The 26,783-nt window shown below is 73.0% G+C and carries 24 protein-coding genes and 1 pseudogene; 10 read left to right on the forward strand and 15 right to left on the reverse strand.

Going from position 1 to position 26,783, the window contains the following annotated elements:
* Positions 1–151: 151 nt before the first annotated feature.
* A complete protein-coding gene (locus tag AB0Q90_RS11465) occupies positions 152–679 on the forward strand; it encodes a DUF6817 domain-containing protein (protein ID WP_363160461.1) in 528 nt (175 codons plus the stop codon).
* A gap of 482 nt (positions 680–1,161) precedes the next feature.
* Positions 1,162–2,199 (forward strand): lactonase family protein, encoded by a 1,038-nt coding sequence (locus tag AB0Q90_RS11470; protein WP_363160462.1) that lies wholly within the window; start codon positions 1,162–1,164, stop codon positions 2,197–2,199.
* A gap of 93 nt (positions 2,200–2,292) precedes the next feature.
* On the opposite strand, the gene AB0Q90_RS11475 is transcribed toward AB0Q90_RS11470, so the two are convergent.
* From AB0Q90_RS11475 to AB0Q90_RS11490, 4 genes are all read right to left on the reverse strand, one after another.
* The gene (locus AB0Q90_RS11475; protein ID WP_363160463.1) at positions 2,293–3,216 is read right to left on the reverse strand and encodes a hypothetical protein; all 924 of its coding nucleotides are present in this window, start codon (positions 3,214–3,216) and stop codon (positions 2,293–2,295) included.
* A gap of 152 nt (positions 3,217–3,368) precedes the next feature.
* Positions 3,369–4,346, reverse strand: a complete 978-nt coding sequence (locus tag AB0Q90_RS11480; RefSeq protein WP_363160464.1) for a BadF/BadG/BcrA/BcrD ATPase family protein — start codon at positions 4,344–4,346, stop codon at positions 3,369–3,371.
* A complete protein-coding gene (locus AB0Q90_RS11485) occupies positions 4,343–5,020 on the reverse strand; it encodes a uracil-DNA glycosylase (protein ID WP_363160465.1) in 678 nt (225 codons plus the stop codon). The genes AB0Q90_RS11480 and AB0Q90_RS11485 overlap by 4 nt, the downstream gene beginning before the upstream one ends.
* Positions 5,021–5,093: 73 nt before the next feature.
* Positions 5,094–6,179, reverse strand: a complete 1,086-nt coding sequence (locus AB0Q90_RS11490; protein ID WP_363160466.1) for an exo-alpha-sialidase — start codon at positions 6,177–6,179, stop codon at positions 5,094–5,096.
* A 271-nt stretch (positions 6,180–6,450) separates the two neighbouring features.
* Here AB0Q90_RS11490 and AB0Q90_RS11495 point away from each other — a divergent pair, with 271 nt between their 5' ends.
* Positions 6,451–7,035 carry a hypothetical protein gene (locus tag AB0Q90_RS11495; RefSeq protein ID WP_363160467.1) on the forward strand — a complete coding sequence of 195 codons (585 nt, stop codon included), beginning with the start codon at positions 6,451–6,453 and terminating at the stop codon, positions 7,033–7,035.
* Positions 7,036–7,087: 52 nt separating this feature from the next.
* Here the strand turns inward: AB0Q90_RS11495 and AB0Q90_RS11500 are convergent, their stop codons facing one another.
* Both AB0Q90_RS11500 and AB0Q90_RS11505 read right to left on the reverse strand, forming a co-directional pair.
* Positions 7,088–9,085 (reverse strand): HEAT repeat domain-containing protein, encoded by a 1,998-nt coding sequence (locus AB0Q90_RS11500; protein WP_363160468.1) that lies wholly within the window; start codon positions 9,083–9,085, stop codon positions 7,088–7,090.
* A gap of 93 nt (positions 9,086–9,178) precedes the next feature.
* On the reverse strand, positions 9,179–10,834 hold the full coding sequence (locus tag AB0Q90_RS11505; protein ID WP_363160469.1) for an acyl-CoA dehydrogenase family protein: 1,656 nt from the start codon (positions 10,832–10,834) through the stop codon (positions 9,179–9,181).
* A 75-nt stretch (positions 10,835–10,909) separates the two neighbouring features.
* Here AB0Q90_RS11505 and AB0Q90_RS11510 point away from each other — a divergent pair, with 75 nt between their 5' ends.
* Positions 10,910–11,668: a PaaX family transcriptional regulator C-terminal domain-containing protein gene (locus AB0Q90_RS11510; protein ID WP_363160470.1), complete on the forward strand. Its 759-nt coding sequence runs from the start codon at positions 10,910–10,912 to the stop codon at positions 11,666–11,668.
* 66 nt (positions 11,669–11,734) lie between these two features.
* On the opposite strand, the gene AB0Q90_RS11515 is transcribed toward AB0Q90_RS11510, so the two are convergent.
* Positions 11,735–12,508 (reverse strand): pectate lyase, encoded by a 774-nt coding sequence (locus AB0Q90_RS11515; RefSeq protein ID WP_363160471.1) that lies wholly within the window; start codon positions 12,506–12,508, stop codon positions 11,735–11,737.
* 336 nt (positions 12,509–12,844) lie between these two features.
* On the opposite strand from AB0Q90_RS11515, the gene AB0Q90_RS11520 reads away from it, so the two are divergent.
* Positions 12,845–14,152, forward strand: a complete 1,308-nt coding sequence (locus AB0Q90_RS11520; protein ID WP_363160472.1) for a PHB depolymerase family esterase — start codon at positions 12,845–12,847, stop codon at positions 14,150–14,152.
* 337 nt (positions 14,153–14,489) lie between these two features.
* Positions 14,490–14,848, forward strand: a pseudogene (locus AB0Q90_RS11525) (hypothetical protein); the annotation flags it as partial.
* On the opposite strand, the gene AB0Q90_RS11530 reads toward AB0Q90_RS11525, so the two are convergent.
* A complete protein-coding gene (locus tag AB0Q90_RS11530) occupies positions 14,845–16,188 on the reverse strand; it encodes a nucleobase:cation symporter-2 family protein (protein WP_363160473.1) in 1,344 nt (447 codons plus the stop codon). The pseudogene AB0Q90_RS11525 and the gene AB0Q90_RS11530 sit on opposite strands and share 4 nt — an antisense overlap.
* 205 nt (positions 16,189–16,393) lie before the next feature.
* Between AB0Q90_RS11530 and AB0Q90_RS11535 the strand changes: the two genes are divergently transcribed.
* The gene (locus AB0Q90_RS11535) at positions 16,394–16,774 is read left to right on the forward strand and encodes an SRPBCC family protein (protein ID WP_363160474.1); all 381 of its coding nucleotides are present in this window, start codon (positions 16,394–16,396) and stop codon (positions 16,772–16,774) included.
* A gap of 96 nt (positions 16,775–16,870) precedes the next feature.
* Here the strand turns inward: AB0Q90_RS11535 and AB0Q90_RS11540 are convergent, their stop codons facing one another.
* Entirely contained in the window at positions 16,871–18,214 is a 1,344-nt protein-coding gene (locus AB0Q90_RS11540; RefSeq protein ID WP_363160475.1) for an FAD-dependent oxidoreductase, read from the reverse strand.
* Between the two features lie 201 nt (positions 18,215–18,415).
* Here AB0Q90_RS11540 and AB0Q90_RS11545 point away from each other — a divergent pair, with 201 nt between their 5' ends.
* Positions 18,416–18,913: a DUF6214 family protein gene (locus AB0Q90_RS11545; RefSeq protein WP_363160476.1), complete on the forward strand. Its 498-nt coding sequence runs from the start codon at positions 18,416–18,418 to the stop codon at positions 18,911–18,913.
* A gap of 21 nt (positions 18,914–18,934) precedes the next feature.
* On the opposite strand, the gene AB0Q90_RS11550 is transcribed toward AB0Q90_RS11545, so the two are convergent.
* From AB0Q90_RS11550 to AB0Q90_RS11570, 5 genes are all read right to left on the reverse strand, one after another.
* Entirely contained in the window at positions 18,935–19,609 is a 675-nt protein-coding gene (locus tag AB0Q90_RS11550; RefSeq protein WP_363160477.1) for a helix-turn-helix domain-containing protein, read from the reverse strand.
* Positions 19,610–19,820: 211 nt separating this feature from the next.
* Positions 19,821–20,525, reverse strand: a complete 705-nt coding sequence (locus AB0Q90_RS11555) for an HAD-IA family hydrolase (RefSeq protein ID WP_363160654.1) — start codon at positions 20,523–20,525, stop codon at positions 19,821–19,823.
* Between the two features lie 512 nt (positions 20,526–21,037).
* On the reverse strand, positions 21,038–21,709 hold the full coding sequence (locus AB0Q90_RS11560; RefSeq protein ID WP_363160478.1) for a phosphatase PAP2 family protein: 672 nt from the start codon (positions 21,707–21,709) through the stop codon (positions 21,038–21,040).
* A gap of 58 nt (positions 21,710–21,767) precedes the next feature.
* Positions 21,768–22,703 carry a M56 family metallopeptidase gene (locus AB0Q90_RS11565; RefSeq protein WP_363160479.1) on the reverse strand — a complete coding sequence of 312 codons (936 nt, stop codon included), beginning with the start codon at positions 22,701–22,703 and terminating at the stop codon, positions 21,768–21,770.
* 75 nt (positions 22,704–22,778) lie between these two features.
* Positions 22,779–23,318: a DUF5134 domain-containing protein gene (locus AB0Q90_RS11570; RefSeq protein ID WP_363160480.1), complete on the reverse strand. Its 540-nt coding sequence runs from the start codon at positions 23,316–23,318 to the stop codon at positions 22,779–22,781.
* A 173-nt stretch (positions 23,319–23,491) separates the two neighbouring features.
* Here AB0Q90_RS11570 and AB0Q90_RS11575 point away from each other — a divergent pair, with 173 nt between their 5' ends.
* Both AB0Q90_RS11575 and AB0Q90_RS11580 read left to right on the forward strand, forming a co-directional pair.
* The gene (locus tag AB0Q90_RS11575; RefSeq protein WP_363160481.1) at positions 23,492–25,153 is read left to right on the forward strand and encodes an FUSC family protein; all 1,662 of its coding nucleotides are present in this window, start codon (positions 23,492–23,494) and stop codon (positions 25,151–25,153) included.
* Complete coding sequence (locus AB0Q90_RS11580) at positions 25,150–25,692, forward strand: MarR family transcriptional regulator (RefSeq protein ID WP_363160482.1); 543 nt, start codon at positions 25,150–25,152, stop codon at positions 25,690–25,692. The genes AB0Q90_RS11575 and AB0Q90_RS11580 overlap by 4 nt, the downstream gene beginning before the upstream one ends.
* A gap of 3 nt (positions 25,693–25,695) precedes the next feature.
* Here the strand turns inward: AB0Q90_RS11580 and AB0Q90_RS11585 are convergent, their stop codons facing one another.
* Positions 25,696–26,748, reverse strand: coding sequence for an aldo/keto reductase (locus tag AB0Q90_RS11585; protein ID WP_363160483.1), 1,053 nt, complete (start codon positions 26,746–26,748; stop codon positions 25,696–25,698).
* Between the last annotated feature and the right edge of the window lie 35 nt (positions 26,749–26,783).

The following is a 26,783-nucleotide window of genomic DNA, read 5'->3' on the forward strand; positions in this document are numbered from 1 at the left end:
GTCCAGGATGATCAGTGCAGGGCCCAGGCGGCAACCCGTCCGGTGCTTTCGCAGGATCCGGACCACAGGCGAAGGCGCGGACGGGTGCCGACCTCAAGAGACGGAAGGACACCGCCCTGTGCCTGCTTCTCCTACCGCTGCCGACCAGGCCATGGCGCTACTGCGCAAGCTCGGTGCTGCGGACATCGCCCATCCGGGCGGCACTCTCGTCGCCCATCTCCAGCGCGTCCAGGGACAACTCGCCGTATGGGGCGCCCGCCCCGCCCTCCAGGTCGCGGGCCTGTGCCACGCCTTCTACGGCACCGACGGCTTCCCTACCGCCTTGCTGTCCCCGCACCGCCGCACCGAACTCGCAGCGGTGATCGGTGCCGAGGCTGAAGCCATTGTGTATCTCTACGCGTCGTGTGACCGGAAGGCCACCTATCCGACGCTCGCAGATGCCGACGGAGCCTTCCGGAATCGCTTCACCGGCCGTCTCCACACTCCGGAGCCGCAACTTCGGCGTGACTTCGCCGAGTTGTCCGCCGCCAACGAACTCGACCTTGCCCGCATTGATCCTGTCTTTCGCGAGAAGTGGGGGGCCGAACTCCTCGCCCTGTTCGCCCGATTCCAGCCCTTGCTGAGCCAACCTGCTTGGTCGGACTGCCACATGGTGCTCGCCCCAGCTCCGCAGGACTAGAGCGAAGGGGAACCGGGGCGGGCCGGCTCACTCATGAGGGAGGGGGCGAAACGCCCTTCAAGCTCGTCGAGCACCCTGCTCCGCTGCGTGGTCGACGGGGACACGGTCCAGTAGGGAACGGGTGATGCGCTCGCTGCCCTCGATAGCCCCCACCCACCCGCTGGGGCGCAGCCTCAGTGGCGGCGCATCTGGGTGCCGGTCGGTATTTCCAGCCCGTCCGGCGTTTGAGGACGAGGCCGTTGAGGCCGACGGGGTCCAGGGGCGGAGCCCCTGGTGGGGTGCGGGGGCGGAGCCCCGCGGGGGTTCAGGGGGCGGAGCCCCCGGCGGGGTCGAAGGGGCGGCACCCCTGGAGGACGGGAATGGGTAGGGGCGGCGGGGGCGAAAACCCGTGCGGCGCGGCACACCCCACCCACTTGGTCTAGACCGCGCATGATCGACTGCTACCGTCACCCCCGGACGCACCCGACCGAGAGGGGACAGCGGTGGCAGACGGCGCCAGGCGGCACAGACGGGCCTTCATCGGATCGTTCACGGCAGCCGGAGGCCCCGGCATCGTGACAGCAACCGTGTCCCCGGACACCGGAGCACTGACCCTCCAGGACAGCGTCGCCGACCTGCCCGACCCGTCCTACCTCGCCCTGACCCCCGACGGCGACACCCTCTACGCGGTCAGCGAGACGTCCGAGGGCGCAGTAGCCGCGTACCGGGTCACCGACGGCAAGCCCGCCCCCCTCGGCCCACCGGTCCCCGTACACGGCAGCGGCCCCACCCACCTCGGCCTCTACGCCGGCCACGTCCTGACCGCCAACTACGGCTCAGGAAGCGTCACCGCCGTCCGCCTCCGCCCCGACGGCACCCTCACGGACACCACACCCGGCGCCGTACTCCACCACACCGGCTCCGGCCCGCACACCCCTCGCCAGCAGACCCCCCACGCCCACCAGATCCAGGCCGACCCCTCCGGCCGCTGGGCCGTCAGCGTCGACCTCGGCACCGACTCGGTACGGGTGTGCACCCTGACCGACGGCCACCTCGACCTCCGCGGCGAGTACGCACTCCGCCCCGGCTCCGGCCCCCGCCACCTGGCCTTCCACCCCGACGGCACCCTCGCCTACGTGGCCAACGAACTCACCCCTACCGTCACCGTCTGCCGCTGGGACGCCGCCGACGGCTCCCTCAAGCCCCTCGCCGAGACCCCGGTACTGCCCGGCGCCCCGGCAGGCGACGCCTACCCGTCGGGCATCGTCGCCGCACCCGACGGCCGCTTCGTATGGACCGCCACCCGCGGCGAGGACGTGCTGTCCGCGTTCGCCGTCGAGGGGGAGACCCTGCGCCTGCTCGGCACCGTGCCCTGCCGAGGCCACTGGCCGCGGGCCCTCATCGAGGCCGGCGGCTTCCTGTACGCCGCCAACGAGCGCTCCGGCGACGTGGCCTGGTTCGCCGTCGACGCGGCGACCGGCCTGCCCCGCTACGGCGGCTCCGTCGAGGTCCCCGCAGCGTCCTGCGTGGTCATCGCCTGAGCCCCGCCCCTCTCCAGGGACGCCCCGGCAGGCAGAAGGGCCCGCTCCGTGCTCGGAGCGGGCCCTTTCGTCGTGCTGCGGGTGCTGTGTGCGTCAGCGCACCGGCGTGCCGTGCGGCGCCTGCGGGGTGATGCCGAGCGCCGTCGTGTACTTGGCCAGGGCCAGCTTGCCGATGGCCGGGTAGGGGCCGAGCGGCTCGGCGGCGGAGCAGCCCGCCTCCTTGGCCGCGTCCTCGACCAGGGCCGGGTCGATCTCCGGCCCTATCAGGTACGGCGCCAGCGCCAGCTGCTGCGAGCCGGACGACCGCAGCTGCTCGGCCACGGACGCGATCGAACCCTCCTGGTCGAGCGCGGCCGCCATCACCGGCACAGCCAGCCGCGCCGCCAGCAGCATGCCGGTGATCCCGGCCGCCTGCACGGCCTCCTCGCCGCCCACCGAGGCCAGGATGATGCCGTCCGCGGCCGTCGCCACGGTGAACAGCCGGGCCCGGTCGGCGCGGGCCAGACCGGCCTCCGACAGGCGCACGTGCAGCGCCTCGGCGAGCAGCGGGTGCGGGCCGAGCGCGTCGGTCAGATCGGCGGCGACACGGCTGTCCATCACAGCCTGGCGGACCTGGCGCAGCAGCGCGTTGTCCGGGCCGGCGAGCAGCGGTACGACGACGGCGACCGGTCCCTCGGGCTCCTTGACCTCCACGCCGGCGGCGATCGCCTGCTCGTAGCGGGCGGTGCGCTCCTGTGCGGTGTGGGCGAGCACGCTCTGGAGCGTGGGGAACTCCGAGTCGTCACCGTCGAGGTACCCGATCCGGGCGTCCAGACCGGGCAGCTCGGAGCGGGCGATGCTCACGACCTCCTCGGCGAGGCTGCGCGTGGCCGCGCCGGGCGTGCCCGGCACGGCGAGGACGAGCGCGGGCGCGCCCTCGGGTGCGGCCAGGGGCTCGGGTCGGCGGTGCCGCCCGGGCTGACGGGGGCGCGGCATTCGTACTGGCAGGCCGGACGCGGGCCCAGTGGGGGAGCTCATGGCGCCGCATGTTACTGGCTTCCTGGGTTCCCCTGTTCGGGGAGGGTGCAGGTGAGCGGTATCCGTCCGGTTTTGTCTGATGAGTTACGTGCGGATCAGAAGTGATCAGCGTGTGTCGTCCGGTTTGTCGATGGGCAACGCGCGGGTGGATGTCAACCGCTCTTTTCGGTCACCACGTAGAGCATCGTCTCGTCACTCGGCAGAGTGAGCGCGTCGTGGGCGAGGTCCCTCGCGATGCACACCGCGCCCCGCAGGGGGTCCCCGGCGCTCGGTACCCGGCGGGCCTGCGGCAGCCGCCGTGCCAACTCCTTCTCCAGGGGTACGAGGAGCGGCTCGCCGAGCTGGAACAGGCCTCCGGTGAGCGCCACTTGCGCGTCCGCCGTGTCCGGGCAGACGGCCGCCGCGGACTCGGCGATGTGCCCGGCCGCTGTGCGCAGGATGCCCTCGGCGACCGGATCCCCGTCGGCGCAGACGGCCACCTGGGGGGCGAAGGAGGCGAGTACGGCGGGACGGTCGGGGCGCGGGTAGAGCTTGCCGGGCAGGCCGGCCAGCGGGCCGAACAACTCCTCGGCCCTGGCCCGCAGTCCGGCGGAGCCGCCGGGCCGCCCGTCGTGGGCGCGCATCGCCGCCTCCAGACCGGCCCGCCCGATCCAGGCGCCGCTGCCGCAGTCGCCGAGCAGATGGCCCCAGCCGTCCGCGCGCCGCCAGCGGGTCAGATCGGTGCCGATCGCGATCAGCCCGGTGCCACCGGCGAGCACGGCGCCCGGCACCGGCCCCAGGGCGCCGGTGTAGGCGGTCACGCCGTCGGCGACGAGAGCCACCCTGCGCACCCCGAACTCCCGCCCCAGCGCGCCCGGCAACTCCGCGCGCAGGGCGTCGCCCAGGCTGGTCAGCCCGGCGGCACCGATCGCCGCCGTGCCCAGGTCCGTGATCCCGCTCTCGGCGGTCAAGGCACGCACCATGGGGACCAGTTGCTCCATGAAGTGCCCCGGGTCGATGCCCCGGGGGCCGGTACGCACCGGCTCCCGCGACCGTCGTGGGCCCGCCTCGCCGCCGTCCGCCGAGCCGACGACGACCCGCAGTCCGGAGCCCCCGGAGTCGACCGCCAGGATGCCTGCGCCGGAGGTCACGGCAGGCGCCAGTCCACCGGCTGACCCCCCTGCCTGATCAGCAGGTCGTTGGCCCTGCTGAACGGGCGCGAGCCGAAGAAACCGCGATCGGCCGACATCGGGGAGGGATGGGCGGACTCCACCGACGGCAGGTTGCCCAGGAGCGGCCGGAGGTTACGGGCGTCGCGGCCCCACAGGATGGAGACCAGCGGCTTGCCACGCGCCGCCAGCGCCCGTATCGCCTGCTCGGTGACCGCCTCCCAGCCCTTGTCGCGGTGCGCGCCCGGTTTGCGCGGGGCCGTGGTGAGCGCCCTGTTGAGCAGCAGCACACCCTGCTGCGTCCAGGGCGTCAGATCGCCGCTGGACGGCTGCGGCAGCCCGAGATCGGTGTTCAGCTCGCGGAAGATGTTGATGAGACTGCCGGGCAGCGGACGCACGTCGGGCGCGACCGAGAACGACAGGCCCACCGCGTGTCCCGGTGTCGGATACGGGTCCTGACCGACGATCAGGACCCTTACGTCGTCGAAGGGCTGCTGGAAGGCCCGCAGGACGTTCGGTCCGGCCGGGAGATAGGTGCGTCCCGCGGCGATCTCCGCGCGCAGGAAGTCGCCCATCTCGGCGATCCGTCCGGCGACGGGTTCGAGGGCCTTCGCCCAGCCCGGTTCGACGATTTCATGCAAGGGTCGTGGTGCCACGGCCGTCACCCTACTGCCGTACAGGCGGCGGCGATCAACCGGTGGCCAAGGCTGGCCCCTGCCCCTCGACGGCTCATCCGACCACCGCGGCCCGCACGCACAGCACGTCCGGCAGATGGGAGGCCAGCTGCCGCCAGGTGTCGCCGTCGTCGGCGGAGGCGTACACCTCGCCGTTGCGGTTGCCGAAGTACACGCCCGCCGGGTCCGCGTCGTCGGTGCACAGGGCGTCGCGCAGCACCGTGCCGAAGTGGTCGCCCTCCGGCAGCCCGGCCGCCAGCGGCTCCCACGTCTTGCCCGCGTCCGCCGTACGGAAGACCCGGCAGCGCCGGTCGGCGGGCACCCGGTCGGAGTCGGCGTTGATCGGGAAGACGTACGCCGTGTCACCGCGGTGCGGATGGGCGGCGACCGCGAAACCGAACGTGGACGGCAGGCCCTCGCCGATGTCCGTCCAGTGCGCCCCCGCGTCGTCGCTGCGGTACACCCCCCAGTGGTTCTGCAGGTACAGCCGGTCCGGGTTCGCCGCGTCCCGGGCCACCTTGTGCACGCACTGGCCGAACTCGGGGTTGGGATCCGGCAGGAACACCGCGGAGACACCGGAGTTGGACGGCGCCCAGCTCGCCCCGCCGTCCGCGGTGCGGAACACCCCCGCGGTCGAGACGGCCACGGTCACCGAACCGGCGTCCCGCTCGTCGGTGAGCACCGTGTGCAGACCCTCCCCGCCGCCGCCCGGCACCCACTGCGAGCGCGTGGGGTGCTCCCACAGCGGGCGGACCAGCTCAAAGGTCTCGCCGCGGTCCTCGGAGCGGTACAGCGCGGCCGGTTCCGTGCCCGCGTAGACCACGCCCGGTTCCGCGGCCGCCGGGTGCAGCTGCCACACCCGCTCCAGCGAAGCCCCCGTCTCCTTGGGGAACTTGACCGCCGGCTGCGCCGGTTCGGTCCAGCTGCGCCCCAGGTCGTCGGAGTGGAACACGGACGGGCCCCAGTGCGCGCTGTCGCCACCGGCCAGCAGCCGCGGGCGCTCGCCGCGGGTGTCGATCGCGACCGAGTACACGGCCTGTGCGTTGAAGTAGGGACTCTCGTCGAACTCCCAGGCGCCACCTCGCCTGCGCCCGATGAACAGGCCCTTGCGCGTGCCCACGGCGAGCAGTACCTCGGTCATGCCGATCACCTCCGCGACGTCGTTGTCCAAGCCACGGGCCAGTCTGCACCCCGCCACTGACAGTCACCTCTGGAAACGGCTCCGTCGCAGGTCAGAGCGGCGATGATAGCCCGGGGCAAGGTTCTGCGGGGGCGTTTCGGCAAGACGCCTTCGCGGGCCGGGAGACCGTGCGACGGTCGGGACCAAGTACGTGTCGTGAGCATCGAGAGGCCGCCAGTCGTATGGGAGGGCGGTCCGGCATGTTCGTGCGCTCATGAGGAGGAAGCCTTCGATGGCGTTCCGTGGTCCGAGGGTGTGGCTCTGGCGCCTGCGGCGCAATCCGCTCAAGCGCCGCGCCGATGTGGTGGAGACCTGGGTGCTGCTGGCGGCCTGCGCGCTCACCGTCCTCGTCGGCGTGGTCGTCGGTCTGACGACGGCCGGTTCCGTCGAGCACGGGCTGGCCCGCGAGCGCGCCGAGTGGCGCCCGGTCGAGGCCCGGCTCACGGACCGGGCGACCGGTGCCTTCGATCCGCACGCTACGGCGTCGGGCGGCGCGCTCGTGTGGGCGAAGGTGAGCTGGACCGCCCCCGACGGCTCCTTCCGCACCGGCCAGGCGCGGGTCCGTCAGGGCAGCGAGGCAGGGACCGCTGTCACCGTCTGGACGGACCGAGAAGGACGCCTGGTCACCGAGCCCGCCACCGCCTCCCAGGCCCGTGTGCGGGCCGCGCTGGCGGGCGCTCTGGTGGGGGCCTGCGCGGCCGCCCTGCCCGTCGTCGGCGGCCGGATGCTGTGCGGCCCTCTGGAACGGCGGCGCGTCGACCGGTGGGACACCGAGTGGGCGCGGTTCGGGCCGTCGTGGGGGCGGACGGCGGGCTGAAGGGACGCGTCGTCGCCGCCCCGCACACGGCGGGCTGAAGGGACGCGTCCTCTCACCGCCCCGCACCCATCAGCACCTCCCGGCACCTCTCCAACAGCTCCTCGTCCCCTTTCGGCGTCTCGTCGCTGCCGTGCACACCCTGCTGCGCCGTATGCCGCCGCGGCGCGGCGAGTTCCGCCGCCACCAGGTCGTGCAGCGGCAAGGCGGCGCCGCCCATCTCGGCGAGGCAGCCGGCGATGGTGAGGCGGGTGTGGGGATTGTCCCCCCAGGCCGAACGCAGCACCGGAATGACGGGTTCTGGATCCCCGCCCACGCGCCACAGGGCGCACGCCGCCGACGTCCGCTCCCAGAGCCACTCCGCCTCGGTCATACGCCGGAGCACCGGCAGCCCGGCACGGGCCGACGGCCCCAGCCGCCCCAGCTCCTCGGCCGCCCGCCGGCGCCCACAGGAATCCGCGCCCTCCGCCTCGCGCAGCAGGACGGGCAGGACGACGGACGCGTCCCCCTCCACCGCCCACAGGGCGCCCGCCGCCGCGGAGGCGTACGCGCCGTCCAGCAGGCCGCGCAGCACCGGTATCGCCGCGCGGGCGGCCGGCCCGAACGAGCCGAGGGCCCGGACCGCGTAACCCGCCAGCGCGTCCTGCGGGCGTGGGTGTGTCAGCAGCCGCAGCACCTCCGGCACGGCCTCCGCGTCCCCCAGCGCCTGCAGCGCGAGCAACAGCGGGGGCGCCAGGCGGGACGCGTCGGGGGAGTCGAGGGCGACGGCACCGAGCCTGCGCCGCAGCGCGGGCGCCAGCGGGGCCGCGTCCGGGCCCAAGTGGACGAGCTCCCGCCCCAGGTCGTCCGGCGGGTCCGGTTGCTCCAGCAGCCGGGCCAGCACCGGCACCGCACGCCGGTCCCCGCTGCGGGCCAGGGCCTTGACCGGGCCGCCCAGCGTCCGCCCGCCGCCCTCCCACTGCCGTACCCACAGATCGGGGCGGGAGCCGACCAGCGCATGGAGGTCGTCGGCGGCCGGAGCCGCCAGGCCGAACAGGTCCTGCAGCACGGCCACCGCCGCCTCGCGCAACCGGTCCTCCTGCGCGGCCAGTTGCGCCCCGATCAGCGCGACGGGCTCGCGGTAGTCGGCGCGCCACTCGCGAAACAGCACCCCCGACATCCACACCGCGTTGCACCGGTCGGTGGAGTCCGGGCTGCTCAACTGCCCGACCAGCAGGGCGATCCGGTCGTCCACCCGGCCGTCCAGCGCCAGGTGCAGGGTGCGCAGCAGATGCGAGCCCTCCTCGTCCGAGGGCCGCAGCCTGCGCAGCCGCCCGACGAGCGTGTCCGTGCCCGCAGCCACGGCCTCACAGATCCCGGGCGTGCGCCGCGCGGAGCGCTCCCTCAGCAGCCGGACGGCGGTGGGCACCAGATCGGCAGGCAGCCGCTCGGGAGCGCAGCCGGCGAGCCGGCCCAGCGCGGCGAGCCGCAGCCCGGGGGCGTACGGCGGCGCGCTCTGCGCGACCAGCAGGTCCACCGCGGCGTCGGCGTGCGCGGGGTACCGCCGGGCGAAGAGCCCGAGACTCTCGGTCAGGGCGAGCAGGACCCGGTCGTCCCGCTCCACTCTGATGCGCTCCTGCAACAGGCCGAGCACCCGCGCCGGTTCGGGCAGGAACCGCACCAGCGCCTTCGGCGCCGCCCGGCGCACGCCGAGGTCGGTGTCCCCGGCCAGCTCGGCGAAGACGTCGGCGCCGGCCCGGACCGCCGCCCGGGCCTGCGCATACGCGCCCTCGCCCTCCTCCTCGCCGCCGATGCTGACGAGGAGTTCCACGATGCCGCCCCGGTCCAGCACGTCCTGCCGCGCCGCGAGCGCGAACAGGAACGGAACGCAGGCCAGCGTCGAGTCGTACACATCTCCCTGGTGGTGCACAGCGCCGTACATGCCGTCGAGCGCGGTCTCTCGCTCGGCGGGGTCCGCGGAGGCCAGACCCCTCAGGAGCCCGGGAACGTCCTCCGCACTGCCGTACGCATGGCGCATCGAGGCCCAGTCGACCTCGTCGATCCCCGTGAACACGTTGTCCTCCCCAGGCGAACTGCCACTGATTCGGAGTCTGCACCACGGGACTGACAACGAAGCGGAATCGATGCGTAACTGTGTGCGATCCGGTCAGGGCGTCCCGGGCAGCGCCCGGTCCAGGATCGTGTCCAGGTCCGCGCTGTCGGGCAGGGTGCCGAAGGCATGGCCCCAGTCGCCGCCCAGGCGGGTCGCGCAGAACGCGTCGGCGACCGGGGCCGGGGCGTGCCGGACCAGCAGCGAGGCCTGCAGCGTCAGCGCCATCAGCTCCACCAGCCGACGGGCGCCGGGCTGCGACGCCTCGGACAACTGCGCCTTCAGCCGCGTCACGGCCGCGTCCAGCCGGGCGTCCGCCCCCCGCGCCAGGGCGAGTTCGGCGAAGAGGGCCTCGGCGGTGGCGGAATCCCGGCCCAGAGCCCGCAGTACGTCGAGGGCGTTGACGTTGCCCGAGCCCTCCCAGATCGAGAGCAGGGGAGCCTCGCGGTAGTGGCGGGGCATGCCCGACTCCTCCACGTAGCCGTTGCCGCCGAGGCACTCCAGGGCCTCCGCGGTGAAGGCCGGGCCCCGCTTGGTGACCCAGTACTTGCCGACGGCGGTGGCGATCCGGCGGAACGCCGCCTCACCGGTGTCGCCGCGCACCGCACGGTCGGCCGCGCCCGCCAGCCGCAGCGTGAGGGTCGTGGCGGCCTCGGACTCAAGGGCGAGGTCGGCCAGAACATTGCGCATCAGCGGCTGGTCGAGCAGCCGCGCCCCGAACGCGCTGCGATGGCGCACATGGTGCCCGGCCTCCACCAGCGTCTTGCGCATCAGCGTCGCCGACGACATCACGCAGTCCAGCCGGGTGCAGTTGACCATCTCGATGATCGTCTTGACGCCCCGCCCCTCGGGGCCGACCAGCCAGGCGACGGTCCCGTCGAACTCCGGCTCGGAGGAGGCGTTGGAACGGTTGCCCAGCTTGTCCTTGAGCCGCTGGATACGGAACGTGTTGCGGCTGCCGTCGGGCAGGATCCGCGGCACCAGGAAGCACGACAGGCCGCCCGGCGCCTGCGCCAGGACCAGGAAGACGTCGCACATGGGCGCCGAGGTGAACCACTTGTGGCCGCGCAGCGTGTACACGCCCGGCTCGGCGGTCGGCGTGGCCGTGGTGGTGTTGGTCCGCACGTCCGAGCCGCCCTGCTTCTCGGTCATCCCCATGCCCGCCAGCAGACCCCGCTTCTCGGTCGGCACGCGCAGACCGGGGTCGTACTCCCGGCTGGTCAGCAGGGGCTCGTAGACCTTGGCGAGGTCGGGCTGCGCGCGCAGGGCGGGGACGGCCGCGTACGTCATCGACGTCGGGCAGCCGTGCCCGGCCTCGGTGTGCCCCCACACCAGCCCGCCCGCGGTCCGGGCCACATGGGCACCGGGCCGGTCCTCCGCCCAGGGCGCCGCGGCCAGTCCCTCGGCGACGGCGACCCGCATCAGGTGGTGCCAACTGGGGTGGAAGTCGACCTCGTCGACCCGGTGGCCGTAGCGGTCGTACGGGCGCAGTTCGGGCTCGTGGCGGTTGGCCAGCTCGCCCCACTCCTGGGCTTCGGTGCCGCCGGCGACCGGGCCGAGCCGCCGGATGTCCTCCTCGGCCCACCCGGCGCCCTCGCGCCGCAGCCCCTCGATCAGGGCCGCGTCCTCGGAGGCGTCGTACGGCGCCAGGGGAGGGGGCTGGTTGGTGACGTCGTGCGTGGCGTAGGGCTCGTGCTCGGGTGTCAGGACCATAGGCCGAGTGTTGCACTCTCCCTACAATCGCAGCAATCCTGCAACATGGAATTCCGCGCCGTACAGTACGTGGTCATGCGGATGAACGAGACGGCGCAGGCCGGAGAGGTCGAGCTGCGCCCGCTGTCCGCGCGCTCGGTCGTCCTGAGCCTGCTGCTGGGCACGCACCCGCCCGAGCTGCCGGTCAAGGACCTGGTGCGCCAGGTGGAGCCCTTCGGCGTGGGCGGCTCCACCGTGCGGGCCGCGCTCAGCCGCATGGTGGCCGCCGGAGACCTGCACCGCACGGACACCGTCTACCGCCTCAGCGACCGGCTGCTGGAACGCCAGCACCGCCAGGACGACGCCGTACAGCCCCGCACGCGCGCGTGGGACGGCGACTGGGAGATGGTCGTGATCACCGCGTCGGGCCGCGGCCCCGCCGAACGCGCCGACCTGCGCACCCGGTTGACCGCACTGCGCCTCGCCGAACTCCGCGAGGGCATCTGGCTGCGCCCGGCCAATCTGCGCCGCCCCCTGCCGGCCGGCCTCGACGAGGTGACCCAGCGCTACACCGCGCGCCCCGACCGCCCCGCACACGAACTGGCCCACACCCTCTGGCCGTTGACGCCCTGGTCGAACACGGCCCGCGCCCTGCTCACCCACGCCGAAACGGCAGACCGGCCCGCCGACCGCTTCACCGCCTACGCCGCCGTCGTACGCCACCTCCTCGCCGACCCCGTACTGCCGCCCGAACTCCTCCCCACCGGCTGGCCGGGGCCACGGCTACGGGCCGCCTACGCCGATTACCGGCGGACGCTGACCGAGGAGGTACGCGCGCGTGGAGCTCGCGCATGACCCGGCGGCCGTGCGAAGCGCAGTGCGGGAACGCTTCGTACGGCCGCCTTCGCCACCGTGGGGGGATCAGCGGTAGGTGATGTCCGAGCTGGAGTACAGGCAGTTGGTGCTGTCCGGGCCGGTGCCGACCGCGGTGTTGTTGTTGTACTTCTGGCAGGGGATGACCTTGCGGCTCGCGTCGTTGTAGATCGTGATGCCGCGCAGTGTCGCCACGTCGTTGCGGTTGACGTTGATGCCGACCAGGCGGGCGGTGGAGCCGGTGCCGGTGACCTCGATGTTGCTGAGGTTGACCTTGCGCGTGTACTGCGTGGAGCAGTCGCCGCACGAGCGGTACAGCGTCTTGAACTCGCTGACGGCGAAGTTGGAGATGTTCACCGTGCCGGGGCCGTTGTGCTGGAAGACCTTGTCGGCCGCCTTCTTGGCGCCGCCGCCGGTCACCGTGTAGGTGGAGCCGCCCCGGAAGGTGGCCGCGTCCTCGCCGACGTCCTCCCACCAGACGTTCTGCAGGGTGCAGTTGCCCTCGCAGTGGATGCCGTCGGCGCCGGGCGCGCCGATGATGACGTTCTTCAGCGTCGCTCCGGCCGCGAGCCGGAAGATCGGGTCCTGGCCCTCCTCCTGGCCGTCACCGGCCAGGTCGCCGCTGCCGTAGTACTTCTTCATCCCGCCGTCCACGACGCCGGAGACGGGGATGGTGGCGCTCACCGGCTGGCTGCTCGTGGGGGTGGGCCAGGTGGCGGCGTGTGCCGCCGGGGCCGTTCCTGTTGTGATCATGCCAACTGTGATGCCGAGTGAGGCGAGGGTGCCGGCCAGGGCGCGGCGCCTGTTGATCCGTGAAGTCATGTCCCGTTTTCCTTCTGCTGACAGTGGGGGGCAGAGGGATTTTCTGCGTGAACGAAGTTCGCCATGTTGAACATCGCTCACGGGCTGTGCGGGCGTGCGGGCCCCATGGGGTCCCGCGCGGTCACACTGCTGAACGGAACGTAGAGGGCAAGCGCTTTCTAGTCAACGCCTTGCGCACGATGCGTCCGGATGCCTCCCGCTCGGCGCCCGAGCGAATTCTTTCGAAGTGTGGGAGCGCTTCCATGGCGGCCATGTGCATGCCACGATGCTGGCCGACTCCTCCCGCTGAACCCCTCGCACCACGTCCACGAGCCGTGACCAGAAAGGGACAGGGACGTGCCCACCCCCACCACCGCGAGAAGACCGCTGTACGCGGCTCTCGGCACCGTCGTCGCAACGCTCCTGGCGGCCCTGCTCCTCACCGCCCCCACGGCATCCGCCGACACCGACGACGTCGTGCCCGCCGCCACCCTCACCGAAGTCACGAACTTCGGCACCAACCCCAGCAACCTGCAGATGTACGTGTACGTGCCGGACAGCGTCACCGACAACCCCGCCGTCCTGGTGGCCGTGCACTACTGCACCGGATCCGGCCCGGCGATGTACTCCGGCACCGAGTACGCCTCGCTCGCCGACCAGTACGGCTTCATCGTGATCTACCCCTCGGTCACCCGCGCCAGCAAGTGCTTCGACGTCGCCTCGCCCCAGGCGCTGCGCCGCGACGGCGGCAGCGACCCGGTCGGCATCAAGTCCATGGTCGACTGGGTCACCAGCACCTACGACGCCGACACCGACCGCATCTACGCCACCGGCATCTCCTCCGGCGCGATGATGACGAACGTCCTGCTCGGCCTCTACCCCGATGTGTTCGAGGCCGGCGCGGCCTTCGCGGGCGTCCCGTTCGGCTGCTTCGCCACCACCGACGGCTCCGAGTGGAACAGTGCCTGCGCGAACGGCACGATCACCCGCACCCCGCAGGAGTGGGGCGACCTCGTCCGCACCGCCCACCCCGGCTACACCGGCCCCCGGCCGCGGATGCAGCTGTGGCACGGCACCCAGGACGACGTCCTGCGCTACCCCAACTTCGGGGAGGAGATCAAGCAGTGGACGAATCTGCAGGGCCTCGGCCAGACCCCCGCCGCCACCGACTCGCCCCGCACCGGCTGGACCCGCACCCGCTACGGCGGCACCGGTGACCAGGCCCCCGTGGAGGCGATCAGCCTCCAGGGCGTCGGCCACAACCTCTACAGCTACGGCGTCATGGGCCCGCTCGCCATCGCCTTCTTCGGCCTGGACGACGACGGTCCCGCACCCCAGCCCCCGGCCGGCCCCTGCAAGGTCAGCGTCACCACCAACGCCTGGAACACCGGCCTGACCGCCTCCGTGACGATCACCAACACCTCCACCACGACGGTCAACGGCTGGAAACTCGGCTTCACCCTGCCCAACGGCCAGACGATCACCAACGGCTGGAACGCCACGTACACCCCGGCCTCCGGAGCCGTCACGGCGACCAACGCCTCGTACAACGGCACGCTCGCGCCGAACGCGAGCGTCAGCATCGGCTATCAGGCGACCCACACCGGCAACAGCGCGTCGCCCGGTGCTTTCACACTCAACGGAACCGCCTGCACCGTGGGCTGAGTCGCCCTTTCCGCAACGCGTAATGCGGGAACCCGCCGGACCGAGAAGAGATCCGCACGGATCTGCACGGATCTGCACGGATCTGCTCGGGAGGCGAGAGAGACATGGCACCGCAGGCATCGGCGTCCATCCTGCCGGAGGCGCTGCGCACCACCGTCTCGGCACTGCGGAAGGTTCCCGGTGCCGGGACGGTGAGCCGGGCGGCCGAGGGTGCGCTGGACGTGATCGGCACCGTGTCGCCACGCGGGCGCCGGATCGCGGTGTACACCGGGGCCGGTCTGCTCGGCGTCGCGGGCGTCGTCGAGTGGCCCGTCGCGGCCGCGGGAGCGGCCGTGGCCTCCTCATCGAGGCCATCGCCGAGGGCCGCGCCTTGTGGCACAGCGTTGCCGACGCCGTCGCCATCCTCATCGGCGGCGACGCCGGCGAGGTCGGGCAGCGTCCGCCGCTCCACCACCATGGCCCTGTGCGCCGTGGTCGGCACCCAGCTCGCTCAGACGCCGGCCGACCGCCGCGACAGCCCCCCTGGTCCGCGCCACCTCCCTCGGCTCCGCCGTCGCCCTGGCCGCCCGCGTCCAGACCCTGGGCGTCAGCCGCCCGATCGCCCGGTCCGGGGTGGCCGCGGCGATCGCCCTCGCGGTGACGGGCCGGCAGACGCTGCCGCGACTGGAGGGGACGGTACGGAAGTTGACCCGCTAGACGGCCTCCTCCTGCGGCTTCGCCACCACAGGCGCCGGTGAACCCGCCTTCGACGGAAGGTGGTTGAACAGCAGGTTCAGTACGATCGCCGTCAGGCACCCGGCGCTGATCCCGCTGTGCATCACCGTCTGGAACCAGTCCGGGAACCGGTCGTAGATCGTCGGCACGCCCACGGGCAGCACGCCCATGGCGACCGAAACGGCCACCACCGTCAGGTTGTTGTTGCCCTTGAAGTCGACCTGTGCCAGCGTCCGCAGGCCGCTCGCGGCCACCGTCCCGAACATCACCAGGCCCGCACCGCCCAGCACCGGCGCCGGGATCGCCGCGACCACCGCGCCCAGCTTGGGCAGCAGACCGAGCAGGACCAGGATGCCGCCCGCGGCGGCGACGACCCAGCGGCTGCGGACGCGGGTCATACCGACGAGGCCGACGTTCTGCGCGTACGCCGTGTACGGGAAGGTGTTGAAGACGCCGCCCAGGACGGTCGACAGGCCGTCGGCGCGCAGGCCGTCGGAGAGGGAACGCGGGTCGACCTTGCGGTCCGTCATCTCGCCGACCGCGATGAAGTCGCCGGTCGTCTCGGTCATGCACACCAGCGCGACCACCAGCATCGAGACGATCGCCGACACCTCGAAGGTCGGCGCGCCGAAGTGGAACGGCGTGCTGATGCCGACCCAGTCGGCGTCCGAGACCCCGCCGAAGTCCGTGAACCCGAACGGCACCGCGACCGCGAGCCCCACCACGATGCCCACCAGCACCGCGATCCGGCTCAGGAACACCGGCGCGAACCGCTGCACGCCCACCACGACCGCCAGCACGAAGGCGGCCAGGGCCAGGTTCTTCGGCTCACCGAAGTCCGGCGAACCGACGCCGCCCGCGGCCCAGTTGCCCGCCACGGGCAGCAGCGATATGCCGATGATCAGGATCACGGTGCCGGTGACGAGCGGCGGGAAGAACCGCAACAGCCTGCCGAACACCGGCGCGAGCAGCATGATCGCGAGCCCGGCGACGATCACCGAACCGTAGATCGCGGGCAGCCCGCCGCCCGTCGTACCGATGATCACCATCGGTGACACGGCCGCGAAGGTGCAGCCCTGCATGATCGGCAGCCGGACGCCGAACCGCCAGAAGCCGATGCACTGGATGAGCGTGGCGATGCCGCAGACCAGCAGGTCCGCGGTGATCAGGTACGCCAGATCCGCCGGCGGCAGCTTCATCGCGCCGCCGACGATCAGCGGCACGGCGACGGCGCCCGCGTACATCGCGAGGACGTGCTGGAGCCCGAAGGCGGCGAGTTGGCGGGCGGGCGGGACTTCGTCGACGGGGTGCGTTTGCGTCATGGCCGAGACCGTACGGTCCTTGAACAGTTTGTTGATTTCAAGGGTGTTTCCGCTTGGTGTCCCGGTGCGGGCGCGCCCCGCCCGAATCGCCCAAGTAAGTCCGCTTGCATAGGATCAGCCGAGCGGAGCTGCGTCCGGGTGTTTCCCCGCAGGACGGGACGCCGCCGTCCGAAGCGCGCGCTGAGAAGAGGTGAAGATGGCGCGGGTGAGTACGTCAAAGCGCTACGAGGTGTCGGGACAGGCGATGTGGGAGCGGATCGGCGATCCCGGCAGGATCTACGAATGGCACCCCGCCGTCGAGGCCACCGAGATGCTCGACGGCGGCAGGAAGAGGGTCGACACGCTCGGGGTCGGAGGACGCGTCTCGGCGACGATCGTCGAGCAGGCGGAGAGGCATTACACCTACCGAGTCGATGAAAGCCCTCTGCCTCTCGACAACCTGGTCGGGACACTCGGGGTCCGCGACGAGGGCCAGGGTGCATGCGTCGTTGAGTGGGAGGCGACGTTCGATCCGACGGGCATTGCGGAGGGCGAGGCCGTCGAGCTCGTCCGCGGGATCTTTCAGGCCGGGCTCGACGCCCTGTAGCCACTGCCACCCTCGGCGACCCGGTGTGTTCAGCCCTGGTGCTCCAGCGGCGTTTCGCTGTCCGACCGGGCCGGACAGCGAAACGCCGCTGGAGTGCTAGACGAGACTGCGGTGCGCCGCGTCGAGCAGCGACTGCCAGTCGGGCAGCTTCACCACACGCCTGCCCAGCTCCACGCCCAACTCCGCCTCCGCCCGCTCGATGGACTGCCAGCCCGCCCACTCCACCGGCTCGATCCCCTCGGCCCGCAAGACCTCCAGCGGTTCCTCCGGCACTTCTTTGCGTACGAGTGCGGCGGCGTCCTCCATCAGCGAGGTCACCGTCTCCTTGGCGCACGAGCGGTTGGTGCCGATGACGCCGGTCGGGCCGCGCTTGATCCAGCCGGCGACGTACTCGCCCGGTACGACGGCGCCGTCGCGCAGCACCCGTCCGGCCAGGTTCGGCATCGTGCCGCTCGCCGGGTCGAACGGCACACCCTCCAGCGGCACTCCGCGATAGCCCACGGAACGCAGCACCAACTGCGACTCGATCACCTCGTACTGCCCGGTGCCGGTCACCCCGCCCTGCCCGTCCGGCACCGTCCGCTCGAAGCGCACCGCGCCCACGCGCCCTTGCTCGGCGAGCAGTTCGACCGGCCGCAGGAAGAAGCGCAGCCGGATCCGGCGCGCCGCGCCCGGCGCCGGTGCCTCGGCCCAGCCGCGCAGCACCTCCACGTTCCGGCGCTGCGCCGCGGGCAGTCCCGAGGGGTCCGACCAGGCCGGGTCCAGCGCCGCCTCCGCCGGGTCGACGGTGACCGCGGTGTCCGGCAGGGAGCCCAGCTCGCGCAGTTCCTTGGTGGTGAAGCGGGCCTGCGAGGGGCCGCGCCGGCCCACCATGCTGATGTCGGTCACGTTGCTGGCGGTCAGCGCGGTCAGCGCCGCCTGGGGCATGTCCGTCGGGCTCAACTCCGCCGGGCCCCGGGCCAGCATGCGCGCGACGTCCACCGCGACATTGCCGACGCCGATCACCACGGCCGAGCGGGCACCGTGCACGAAACCGTCGTCCACGGCGTCCGGATGGGCGCTGTACCAGGACACGAACTGCGTCGCCGACCAACTGCCCGGCAGGTCTTCGCCGGGGATCTGCAGATGCCGGTCGGTGGCGGCGCCCACGCAGTACACCACCGCGTGGTACAGCTCCCGCAGCCGGGCGGCCGACAGCCCGCCGACGCCCACCTGCACCCCGCCCAGGAACCGCACACGCTCGTGCTCCAGCACCGTGCGCAGGTTGTTCTGCAGGGACTTGATCTTCTCGTGGTCGGGCGCGACGCCGTAGCGCACCAGGCCGTACGGGCACGGCAGGCGGTCCAGGACGTCGACCCGAACGTGCGGGTCCTGTTCTACGAGGCTCTGGGCGGTGTAGCACCCGCTCGGCCCCGAGCCGATGACGGCGACATGCAGCACGCGGAACTCCTCACCCGGGGGGACCTACAGGAGATCGCTGGTGTTATCCAGCATGGCACCGCCGCTGCTGCGCTGACAGGGTGCAGGCGCGGCACGGCTGTGCGTGTCCGTTCGTATGGAATGTGATCATGCGGTTACGTTGCGTGTGTGCTAGAAGCATCGTTTCTTAATCTTTCTGATCGCTGTCCGTCGGACGGCACGGTGTCCGTCTGGCCCGCGTGGGAAGTGCAGGAGGGCGACGGCGCAACGTCGTGGTTCCAGGTCAGATTGGCGTTCACCGATGGAGCCCGGGTCGAGGCGCTCGCCGTGGTCTGCGACGGATGCGTCTCCATCGAGGACGTCCGGGCCCACCCGGCCCTCTCCCTCCACGATCTGACGGAGCTCGCCGACTGGATCGAGGAACCGCTGTTCGAGGCGTGCGGAGTCCCGGCCGAGCCCACGGAAGCGGCGGAGGAGACGGGTGAGGCGGGAGAGGCCGCCGAGGGGTCCTGCGGCGCGCGGCGCGCCCGGCCCGCCTGGCCGCGCGGCGTCGAGGGGCGCTGGCTGGTCGCGCAGGAGTACCGCGCCGCCCAGGAGGACGGCTTCGACCCCGTCCACGCGGTGATGTGCGCGACCGGACACAGCCGCCGCAAATCACTCAGGCTGATCGCACAGGCGCGCGACGCGGGGTTTCTGACGCCGCGCCATGCGCGCCGCTGAGCAGAGCCACGGCCGCTGCGGCTACGGCTCGCACTCCGGCGCCGCCCCCGTCGCGAAGAACCGCGACAGATCCGTGTCGCAGCTCCCGCCGGCCGCCGTCTGCGCGTCCGGCGGGACGCCCAGCTCCCAGGCGAGCCGGTAACGCTTGAACAGCTCGGCCCGCAGCACCGGTACGGGCATCGGCGCCCCCGGCACCAGGGCCGCGTAGACCGCGCCCATCAGCAGGGCGCGCAGCATGGGGTAGTCGGCGTCGACGTCCCGGGAGCCGTTGCGGGCCATGGTGTCGCGCAGCAGCTCGGACAGGCGCCGCTGCTCGGGGCACTGCACAAAACCCTCGGCCTGGAGCAGCCCTGCCATGTGCTGGCGCATCAGGACGGGCCGGTCCCGGGCGAGTCCGAGGATGGCGTCTATGGCCCGGGCCATCCGCTCCGGACCGTCCTCCGTGCGCGGCTCGCGCTCCAGCGCCTCCTCCAGCGTGCGGTGCATCAGCCGGTGGACGGCCGACTGGACGAGCTGGCGCTTGCCGGGGAAGTAGTACGAGACCAGGCCGCGTGCCGATCCGGCGCGGTCCGCTATGTCGCCGAGTGTCGTGGCGTCGTAGCCGTGTTCGCTCACCAGCTCGACCGCCGCCTGCAGGAGCCGTTCCCGAGAACGCCGCCGCAGTTCTTCGTTGACCGAGGCGCTTCGCGGGGACATGCTGTAACTCCTGCGTTGACTGGCTGCCAGCCAACTATACTCAGCGCGTCCGGTCCGGCTCTTTTGCCGGCCGGTCGGGATGCCGTCTGCCTCGGGCGACGCGGGGGATCGCCTGAGGCGGGCGCGCACCCCCTGATAGTGGCCCGGGGCTACTTCTTCAAGAGGCCGGAGCTACTGGTCCGGGACGCCGGGGCTACTTCTCCGAGACGGGCTACTTCTCCGGGACGAGCGGGACGAGATCCAGCACCGGCCGCAGCCCGTCCGGCCGCTCGGCCACCGGCAGATGCTCCACGAAATGCACCCCGCACCCCACGGCCGCCGCCCCGCCGTCCGCCCGCCGGTCGTCGCCGACCATCAGCACCTCGCACGGATCGGCGCCGAGCTCCGCGCACGCGGCCCGGAACAGCCGCGGGTCCGGCTTCTGGACGCCGTGCTCGTAGGACAGGACGTAGCAGTCCACGTACCCGTCGAGACCGTGCGCGCGGAAGACCGGGCGCAGGTCCCAGCCGATGTTGCTGACCACGCCGACCCGGATCCCGCGCTCCCGCAGCGCGCTCAGCACCTCCGCCGCGTCGGGGTAGGGGCGCCAGGCGGCGGGCGTCATATGGCGGTCGTAGAGGGTGTCGTGCAGCCGCTCGTCGGGGAGCGGGACGCGGCGGGAGAGGCCGGTGTACGCGGCGCGGTGCAGCTGCGGGCTCTTGTCCCTGACCCCCCACACGCTCGCGACGTCCTCGGGCAGCCAGGCCGGCGAGACCCCGCCCGGCAGCGCCCCCATGGCCTCAAGACCGCGCACGGCCTCGGCCAGCTCCGGCCCGGACAGCTCGACCTTCCGCTCGGCGAGCGCCCCGCGCAGCCAGGACTCGGTGGACTCGACCCGGAAGAGGGTGCCGGAGAAGTCGAACAGCACTGCGCTCATGGGCAGATCCCATGAGGCGATGTTCCACCGCAAGGGGAGATCGCTGCCGCAGAAGACACAGACGAAATCGTCCTCCCGCACGACGGCACGCTCCCCGCACCGCTCGCAGCGCCGGAACACCACCGCGTGCGTGAACCCGCCGGGATGCCCGATGCCGGCCCGGTCCAAGGCGCCCGCGACCGCGTGCCAGGAGTCGAGGTCCGGGCAGTACCCGGTGGACAGGTTGCTGACCTCGACCACCGCCCAGCGCCCCGCCCCGGCGCCGAAGGCCATCTCGCCGGCGGCCAGCACCTCCCGGCCTCCGGCGCAGGCCACATGCTCGCTCCGGCGTGCCGCAAGGCGCAGCACGCCGTCCGTCCCGACGACGTACGTGAACGGCTCCGCCCGTTCCGTCTGGGCGCACCCCTCCAGCCAGGCGCCGAGGTCCCCGGGCGAGCCGACCGGCCGACCGTCGCTGCCCGGCCGGACCGCCTCCCACAGCTCGGCCGGTCCCACATAGCGGTAGACGCGCGTCACGGTCGCCACCGGACGAACGCCGCCACCGCCAGGGCCACCACCGCGGCGCCCATGAGCCAGCCGCCGACGACGTCCGTGGCCCAGTGGACGCCCAGCCAGACCCGGGTCAGACCGACGCCGACGACGGAGACCACCGCCGCCGCCACGGCCGTACGCCACAGGGCGTGGCCGGCGCCGTAGAGGTGCAGCAGGTACAGCAGCAGGCCGCACACCACGGTGGCGGTCATGGCGTGGCCGGAGGGGAAGGCCGCGTAGTGGGCGGAGTCGACGGGGTCGGGCCAGACGGGGCGGGAGCGGTCGACCGCGGCCTTGAGGCCCTGCTGGAGCGCCGAGGTCAGGAGCGTGGTGGCCACCAGCCACAGGGCCGTCCATTTCGCCGCCCGCCGCCACAGCAGCCACAGCGCCACGACCCCGCACAGGATGCGCATCGTCCACGGGTCCCAGACCCAGTCCGTCAGGATCCGGAACGCCTGGGTCAGGCCGGATGAGTCGACCGCCCAGCGGTGGGTGGTCTCGGCGATGTCCCCGTCGAGGGTCATCAGGGGGTGCCAGCGGACCGCGACCAGGGCGAGCAGCAGCGCGGAGCACACTCCCAGTGCCCCGGCCCAGCGGACGGCGGTGCGGTGGACGGGCGGACGGGGCGGGGACTCGACGGACGGGGTGTGCATACTGCGATCCTCGCCCACGGGTGGGGCGGGAGGCCAACTCCGGTCGTACGGGGTCCGGCTACCCCAGCGTCCGCAGGGCCGGTACGAAGGTCACCAGCACCGGTACGACGGGCACCAGTGCCGCCGCGGCCGTCAGCCGCAGCCGGCGGCCCGCGGTGAGCCGGTCCGGGGGAGTGAGCAGCCGGTTCACCCGCTGCGGCACCTGGGCCTGCGGGGTCGGGCAGGGGCCGAACACGCCCCGGTCCTCGTTGAGTTCGACCAGCGCCAGGGCGGTGGTGAGCCGGCCGTGGCGGCGGGAGGCGGTGTCGTCGGCGGCGAGTTCGACCAGGCGGTGCATCTCGTCGCGGAACGCGGCGAAGACCGGAATCTGCGGGAAGCCCGCGGCCAGCGCGGCCGAGCAGTGCAGCAGCCAGTCGTGGCGGGCCCGCGCATGGCCCTGCTCATGGGCGAGCAGGGCGTGCAGCTGCCTGCCCTTGAGCCGGCGCAGCGCGGCGGTGGTGATGACCAGCCGGGGCGCCGTGCCGGGCACCCACCAGGCGTCCGGCCGCTCGCCCTCCAGGATCACCAGACGGTCCGGCCCCGGTTCCTCGCCGGGCAACAGCGGGGCGCGCACGAGGAGTTCGGTACGCCGCCCGCGGCGCCGGGCCCGCGCCCGGGCGACTTCCCGGGCCAGCATCGCGCCGCTCCACAGCCCGCCGCATGCCAGCGCCACCGCGGTCGTCGCCGCCCAGGGGCCTGTTACGCCGAGGGCGTAGGCCTCCACGACCGGCTGCGGGGCCGGGGCGAAGACCTGCCCGCGCACCGCCTGCCAGGCCGCCGCCGCGCTGAGCGTCATCGACAGCGCACAGCACAGGAGTACGGCCGCCACCACGCACTGCCACACCCACAGGGCGACCACCGGTTCGCGGTCCGGCCAGTCCGCCCGGGCGAGCAGCCGGGGGGCGACGACAGCGGTCACGGCGGCGAGCAGCAGCAGTGCCGCGGGGACCATCATGGGAGCACCCTATGAGCGCGGTACCGCCCTGGGGTACGGGCCGTCGCGGCAAAGTGACGCAGACCACTGGGGAGTTCAGAGCGTCAGCAGCATCGCCACCATGGCGATCCCCATCGACAGCCGGCAGGCCCGCGCCAGCTCCGGCCGGTCGCCCAGCGGGAGCGCACCGCCACCCGCGGCGACGGGGACCAGGCGGACGCCGGCCAGCAGCACATAGCCGGTGAAGTACAGCAGGAGCACGCCCGTCAGCAGCGGGACGCCGGCACCGCCGTGTCCGCCGTGGTGGGCGGGGGAGGCGGCCATCACGACCGCCATGTAGACCATGGCCGCGGTGCCCACCAGGTGGTGCAGATGGTGGGCGCTCGTACGCGCCGCCCACAGGGCGCGCAGCCCGGCCGCGCCGAAGACGAGGGCGTAGCCGGGCCAGGCCCATGACGGCGGGGTGAACACCGCGGCGGGCACGGCCATCGCGGCCATGCCGAAGCCCATGAGCGCCTCGCCGCCCGCGGAGCTGCGCTGCTCCTCGACGCGGCTGCGCATCCGCAGCAGACAGTAGGCGCCGGTCGCCGCGCACAGCGCGACCAGCAGCCAGCCGGGCGAAGCCGGTAGGTACACGCGCCCCTCCCCGCTCGACGGTGCCGGGCGAGTCGCCCGGGCGATCGGTCAAGGGATGCCCGGGCCACGCGGCGCGCACGCGAGCGCAAGGGTGTACACGGGGAGCATTCGACGGAGCACGGCAGGTGAGGACATATGTTTTACGAGTAAAACACCTGCTAACGTTGGGCGTCATGAGCAGCGCGCCCCCCGGCCCCGACACCCCGCCCGTCCCCCGTCGCCTCCCCCTCGCCGGTGTGCTGCGCCTCGGCCGGCCCTCGGAGATCTGGTTCAAGCCCGCCCTGAGCGTGGTCGCCGCGGTCGCCCCGCCCAACCTGACCCTGCTGGCCCTCGGCCGCCTCGACCTGGCCCTGTACACGATGGCCGGCGCCCTGTGCGCCCTGTACGCCCACGACCGCCCCTACGCCGCCCGGGCCCGCGCCCTGGCCCTGGTGGTCCTCGGCATGGTCGGCGGTCTCGCCGTCGCCCTGGTCGCTGCCTCGCTCACCCACAGCGCCGCCGTGCTGGTCGCCGTCGGCGCCCTGCTGGCGGCCACGCAGAAGGCGCTGAGCGACGCCACCCGCCTCGGCCCGCCCGGCAACGTGGTCCTCACCTTCATCACCTCCGCCGCCCTGTTCACCCCGCAGACCCTCGACCAGGTCCCCGGACATGTGGCGCTGGCCCTCGCTGCGGGCGTCTGGTCCTGGGCCGTCGGCATGGCCCCCGGGCTGATCCGCCCGCACGGCCCGGAACGCCGGGCCACCGCGGCCGCCCTGAACGCCGCCGCCGCGTACGCCACCACCCGCGGCACCGGCGACGGCCACGCCCGGGCCCGCGCGCACGCGGCAGCCGCCCTGCAGAACGCCCGGCAGACCCTGCTCTCCGCCGGCCGCCGCTCCACCACCCGCCGCGCCCTGGAACGCCTCGTCGTCCGCGCCGAGGTCGCCCTCGCCGCCCCCGCCGACACAGACCCCGAACGGCTGCGCGCCTTGGCCCGCGACCTGCGCGGCACCGGCCCCGTCCGGTGCGCGGGCGCCGACGAACCGCTCGGCGTGGCGGCCGTACCCCGCCGGCCGCTGCGCGAGCGACTGCGCCCACTCGCCCCCCTCGCCCTGCGCACCGCCCTGGGCTGCGCCCTCGCCGGATACGCCTCCCTCGCACTCGGTATCGGCCGCCCCTACTGGGCCCTGGTCACCGCCGCCTCCCTCTACCAGGCCAACCTCGCCCTCACCTGGAGCCGCGGCGTCCAGCGCGTCGTCGGCAACCTCGCCGGGGTCCTCTTCTTCGCCGCCCTCGCCCCGCTGGCCCACCTCGGACAGCCCGCCCTCGTGCTGTGCTGCCTCGCCCTCAACTTCGGCGCCGAGGCACTGATCAGCCGCAACTACTGGCTCGGCAGCGTCTGCGTGACACCCATGGCCCTGCTCATCACCGAGTTCGCCGGCTACCAGCAACCCGGCGCACTCATCACCGAACGGGTCGTGGACACCGTGGTCGGCGCGCTGGTCGGCCTCGCCGCGGCCGTCGCCGTCACCGACCGCCGTGCGGGCGACCGTGTCGAACGGGCCCTGACGGCCGTGGAGCGCGCCCGCGAGCGCGCCGCCCGCCTGCTGGCCGAACCGCAATCCGCGCCCACCGCCCTGGAGTCCGCCCACCGCGCCCTCACCGCCGCGCTGGTCGACCTGCGCACCACCGCCGACGCCGCATCCGGCGAGTGGCGGCGGCGCGCCCTGCCCCAGGAGCGGGTCGCGCTCGCCGAGCAGTCCGGACACCGTACGCTCGCGGCGACGACCCGGCGCCGGGCACAGCACCGGCGGCCGAGCACCGACCACAGCACCACGGAGGGCCCACGGCCATGACGGCAGCCGCATCGGGAGACGCTCCCGGCACGACGAGCAACGACACGGTCGCCGCCGTCGTCCGGCAGTGGCAGACCGTGCACCCCGGCCTCGACACCGGCCCCATGGAGATCATCGGCCGCATCAACCGCTGCGCCGCCCTCCTCCAGCTGGCCGAGGACGCCCCCCTGCGCCGGGCCGGACTCAGCCGCCCCGAGTTCGACCTGCTCGGCGCGCTGCGCCGCACCGGACACGAGCTGACCCCCGGCGACCTGGCCCGCGAGACCTTCTCCTCGGGCGCGGCCGTCACCAAACGCCTCAAGCAGCTCACCGAGCGCGGCCTGGTGGAACGCCGCGGCGACGACCGCGACCGCCGCGTAGCCCACCTCCGCCTCACCGACGCCGGCCGCGACCTGGTGGACGCCGTCCTGCCCGAGCAACTCGCGTACGAGACCGCCGTACTGTCCGGACTGGACACCGACGCACGCAGCGAACTCGCCGGGCGGCTGGGGGAGTTGCTCATGCAGCTGGAGGGGCGGCTGGGCGCGCTGCGCGGGTGAGGTTCACAGCACGTCGTGTGCGGTGCGGCGGTGTGTGGAGCGACGGTCGTCGATCTCCGTCCAGCGGTCGCCGTAGATGTTGCGGGTGATCTGCGGCTCGCGGACGAAGTCGTGCGGGAAGCCCAGCGGGACCGCGCTCACCGCGTCGAGCCGGGCGACCGCGTCGGCGTCCAGACGGACGTCGACCGCGCCGAGGTTGTCGGCGAGCTGGCTCTCCTTGGTCGCCGCGATGACGGGCACGACATTGCCCGGCCGGCCCAGCAGCCAGGCCAGGGCCACCTGGGCCGGGCTCCAGCCGCCCTGCTCGGCGATGTCGAGGACCGCGGTGACGACCTCCTCCTGCCGCACGTCCGGCTCGCCGCCCTGGCCGCTCAGCCGCCCGGTCCCGCCGCTGCGGTACTTTCCGGTGAGCTGCCCGCCCGCCAGCGGCGCCCAGGCCGCCACGGCCAGGTCGAACGCCCGCGCCTGGGGCAGCAGTTCACGCTCGGGGGTCCGCTCCAGCAGGCTGTAGCGCAGCTGCGAACCGGCGAACGCCGTCCAACCCCGCAGCTCCGCCAGGGTGTTGGCCTGCGCGATCTCCCAGGCCGGCCAGTCGGAAACACCGACATACAGCACCTTGCCCGCGCGCACCAGATCGTCCAGGGAGCGCATGACCTCCTCGACCGGGGTGAAGTTGTCCCGGGCGTGCACCCACAGCACGTCCAGCCGGTCGGTGCGCAGCCGCTGCAGGCTCGCCTCCACGGACTGCAGCAGGTTCTTGCGGTGGTTGCCCGCGGCGTTGACGTCGCCGTCCCGGATCCCGCACGTGTACTTGCTCGCCAGCACGAACCGGTCCCGCCGCCCTTCGAGCAGCTCCCCGAGGATCCGCTCCGAGCTGCCGTCGGTGTAGTTGTTCGCGGTGTCGACGAAGTTGCCGCCCGCGTCGGCATAGGCGTCCAGGATCCGCGCGCTGGTCTTCTTGTCGGCGCCCCAGCCCCAGTCGTCGCCGACGGTCATCGTGCCGAGGCTCAGCTCGCTCACCCGCAGACCGGTCCTGCCGAACAGTGTGTACCGCACGTTCCTCATCCCCTCGCGTCGTTCGTGCGGTCGAC

This window comes from Streptomyces sp. NPDC079141, assembly GCF_040686775.1.
Classification (GTDB): domain Bacteria; phylum Actinomycetota; class Actinomycetes; order Streptomycetales; family Streptomycetaceae; genus Streptomyces.

Coding starts and splice junctions, on each gene's coding strand:
- AB0Q90_RS11465 (WP_363160461.1), top strand. CDS start 152: ATGGCGCTACTGCGCAAGCTCGGTGCTGCGGACATCGCCCATCCGGGC.
- AB0Q90_RS11475 (WP_363160463.1), bottom strand. CDS start 3,216: ATGAGCTCCCCCACTGGGCCCGCGTCCGGCCTGCCAGTACGAATGCCG.
- AB0Q90_RS11490 (WP_363160466.1), bottom strand. CDS start 6,179: ATGACCGAGGTACTGCTCGCCGTGGGCACGCGCAAGGGCCTGTTCATC.
- AB0Q90_RS11495 (WP_363160467.1), top strand. CDS start 6,451: ATGGCGTTCCGTGGTCCGAGGGTGTGGCTCTGGCGCCTGCGGCGCAAT.
- AB0Q90_RS11505 (WP_363160469.1), bottom strand. CDS start 10,834: ATGGTCCTGACACCCGAGCACGAGCCCTACGCCACGCACGACGTCACC.
- AB0Q90_RS11510 (WP_363160470.1), top strand. CDS start 10,910: ATGCGGATGAACGAGACGGCGCAGGCCGGAGAGGTCGAGCTGCGCCCG.
- AB0Q90_RS11515 (WP_363160471.1), bottom strand. CDS start 12,508: ATGACTTCACGGATCAACAGGCGCCGCGCCCTGGCCGGCACCCTCGCC.
- AB0Q90_RS11530 (WP_363160473.1), bottom strand. CDS start 16,188: ATGACGCAAACGCACCCCGTCGACGAAGTCCCGCCCGCCCGCCAACTC.
- AB0Q90_RS11550 (WP_363160477.1), bottom strand. CDS start 19,609: ATGTCCCCGCGAAGCGCCTCGGTCAACGAAGAACTGCGGCGGCGTTCT.
- AB0Q90_RS11555 (WP_363160654.1), bottom strand. CDS start 20,525: ATGAGCGCAGTGCTGTTCGACTTCTCCGGCACCCTCTTCCGGGTCGAG.
- AB0Q90_RS11560 (WP_363160478.1), bottom strand. CDS start 21,709: ATGCACACCCCGTCCGTCGAGTCCCCGCCCCGTCCGCCCGTCCACCGC.
- AB0Q90_RS11565 (WP_363160479.1), bottom strand. CDS start 22,703: ATGATGGTCCCCGCGGCACTGCTGCTGCTCGCCGCCGTGACCGCTGTC.
- AB0Q90_RS11575 (WP_363160481.1), top strand. CDS start 23,492: ATGAGCAGCGCGCCCCCCGGCCCCGACACCCCGCCCGTCCCCCGTCGC.
- AB0Q90_RS11580 (WP_363160482.1), top strand. CDS start 25,150: ATGACGGCAGCCGCATCGGGAGACGCTCCCGGCACGACGAGCAACGAC.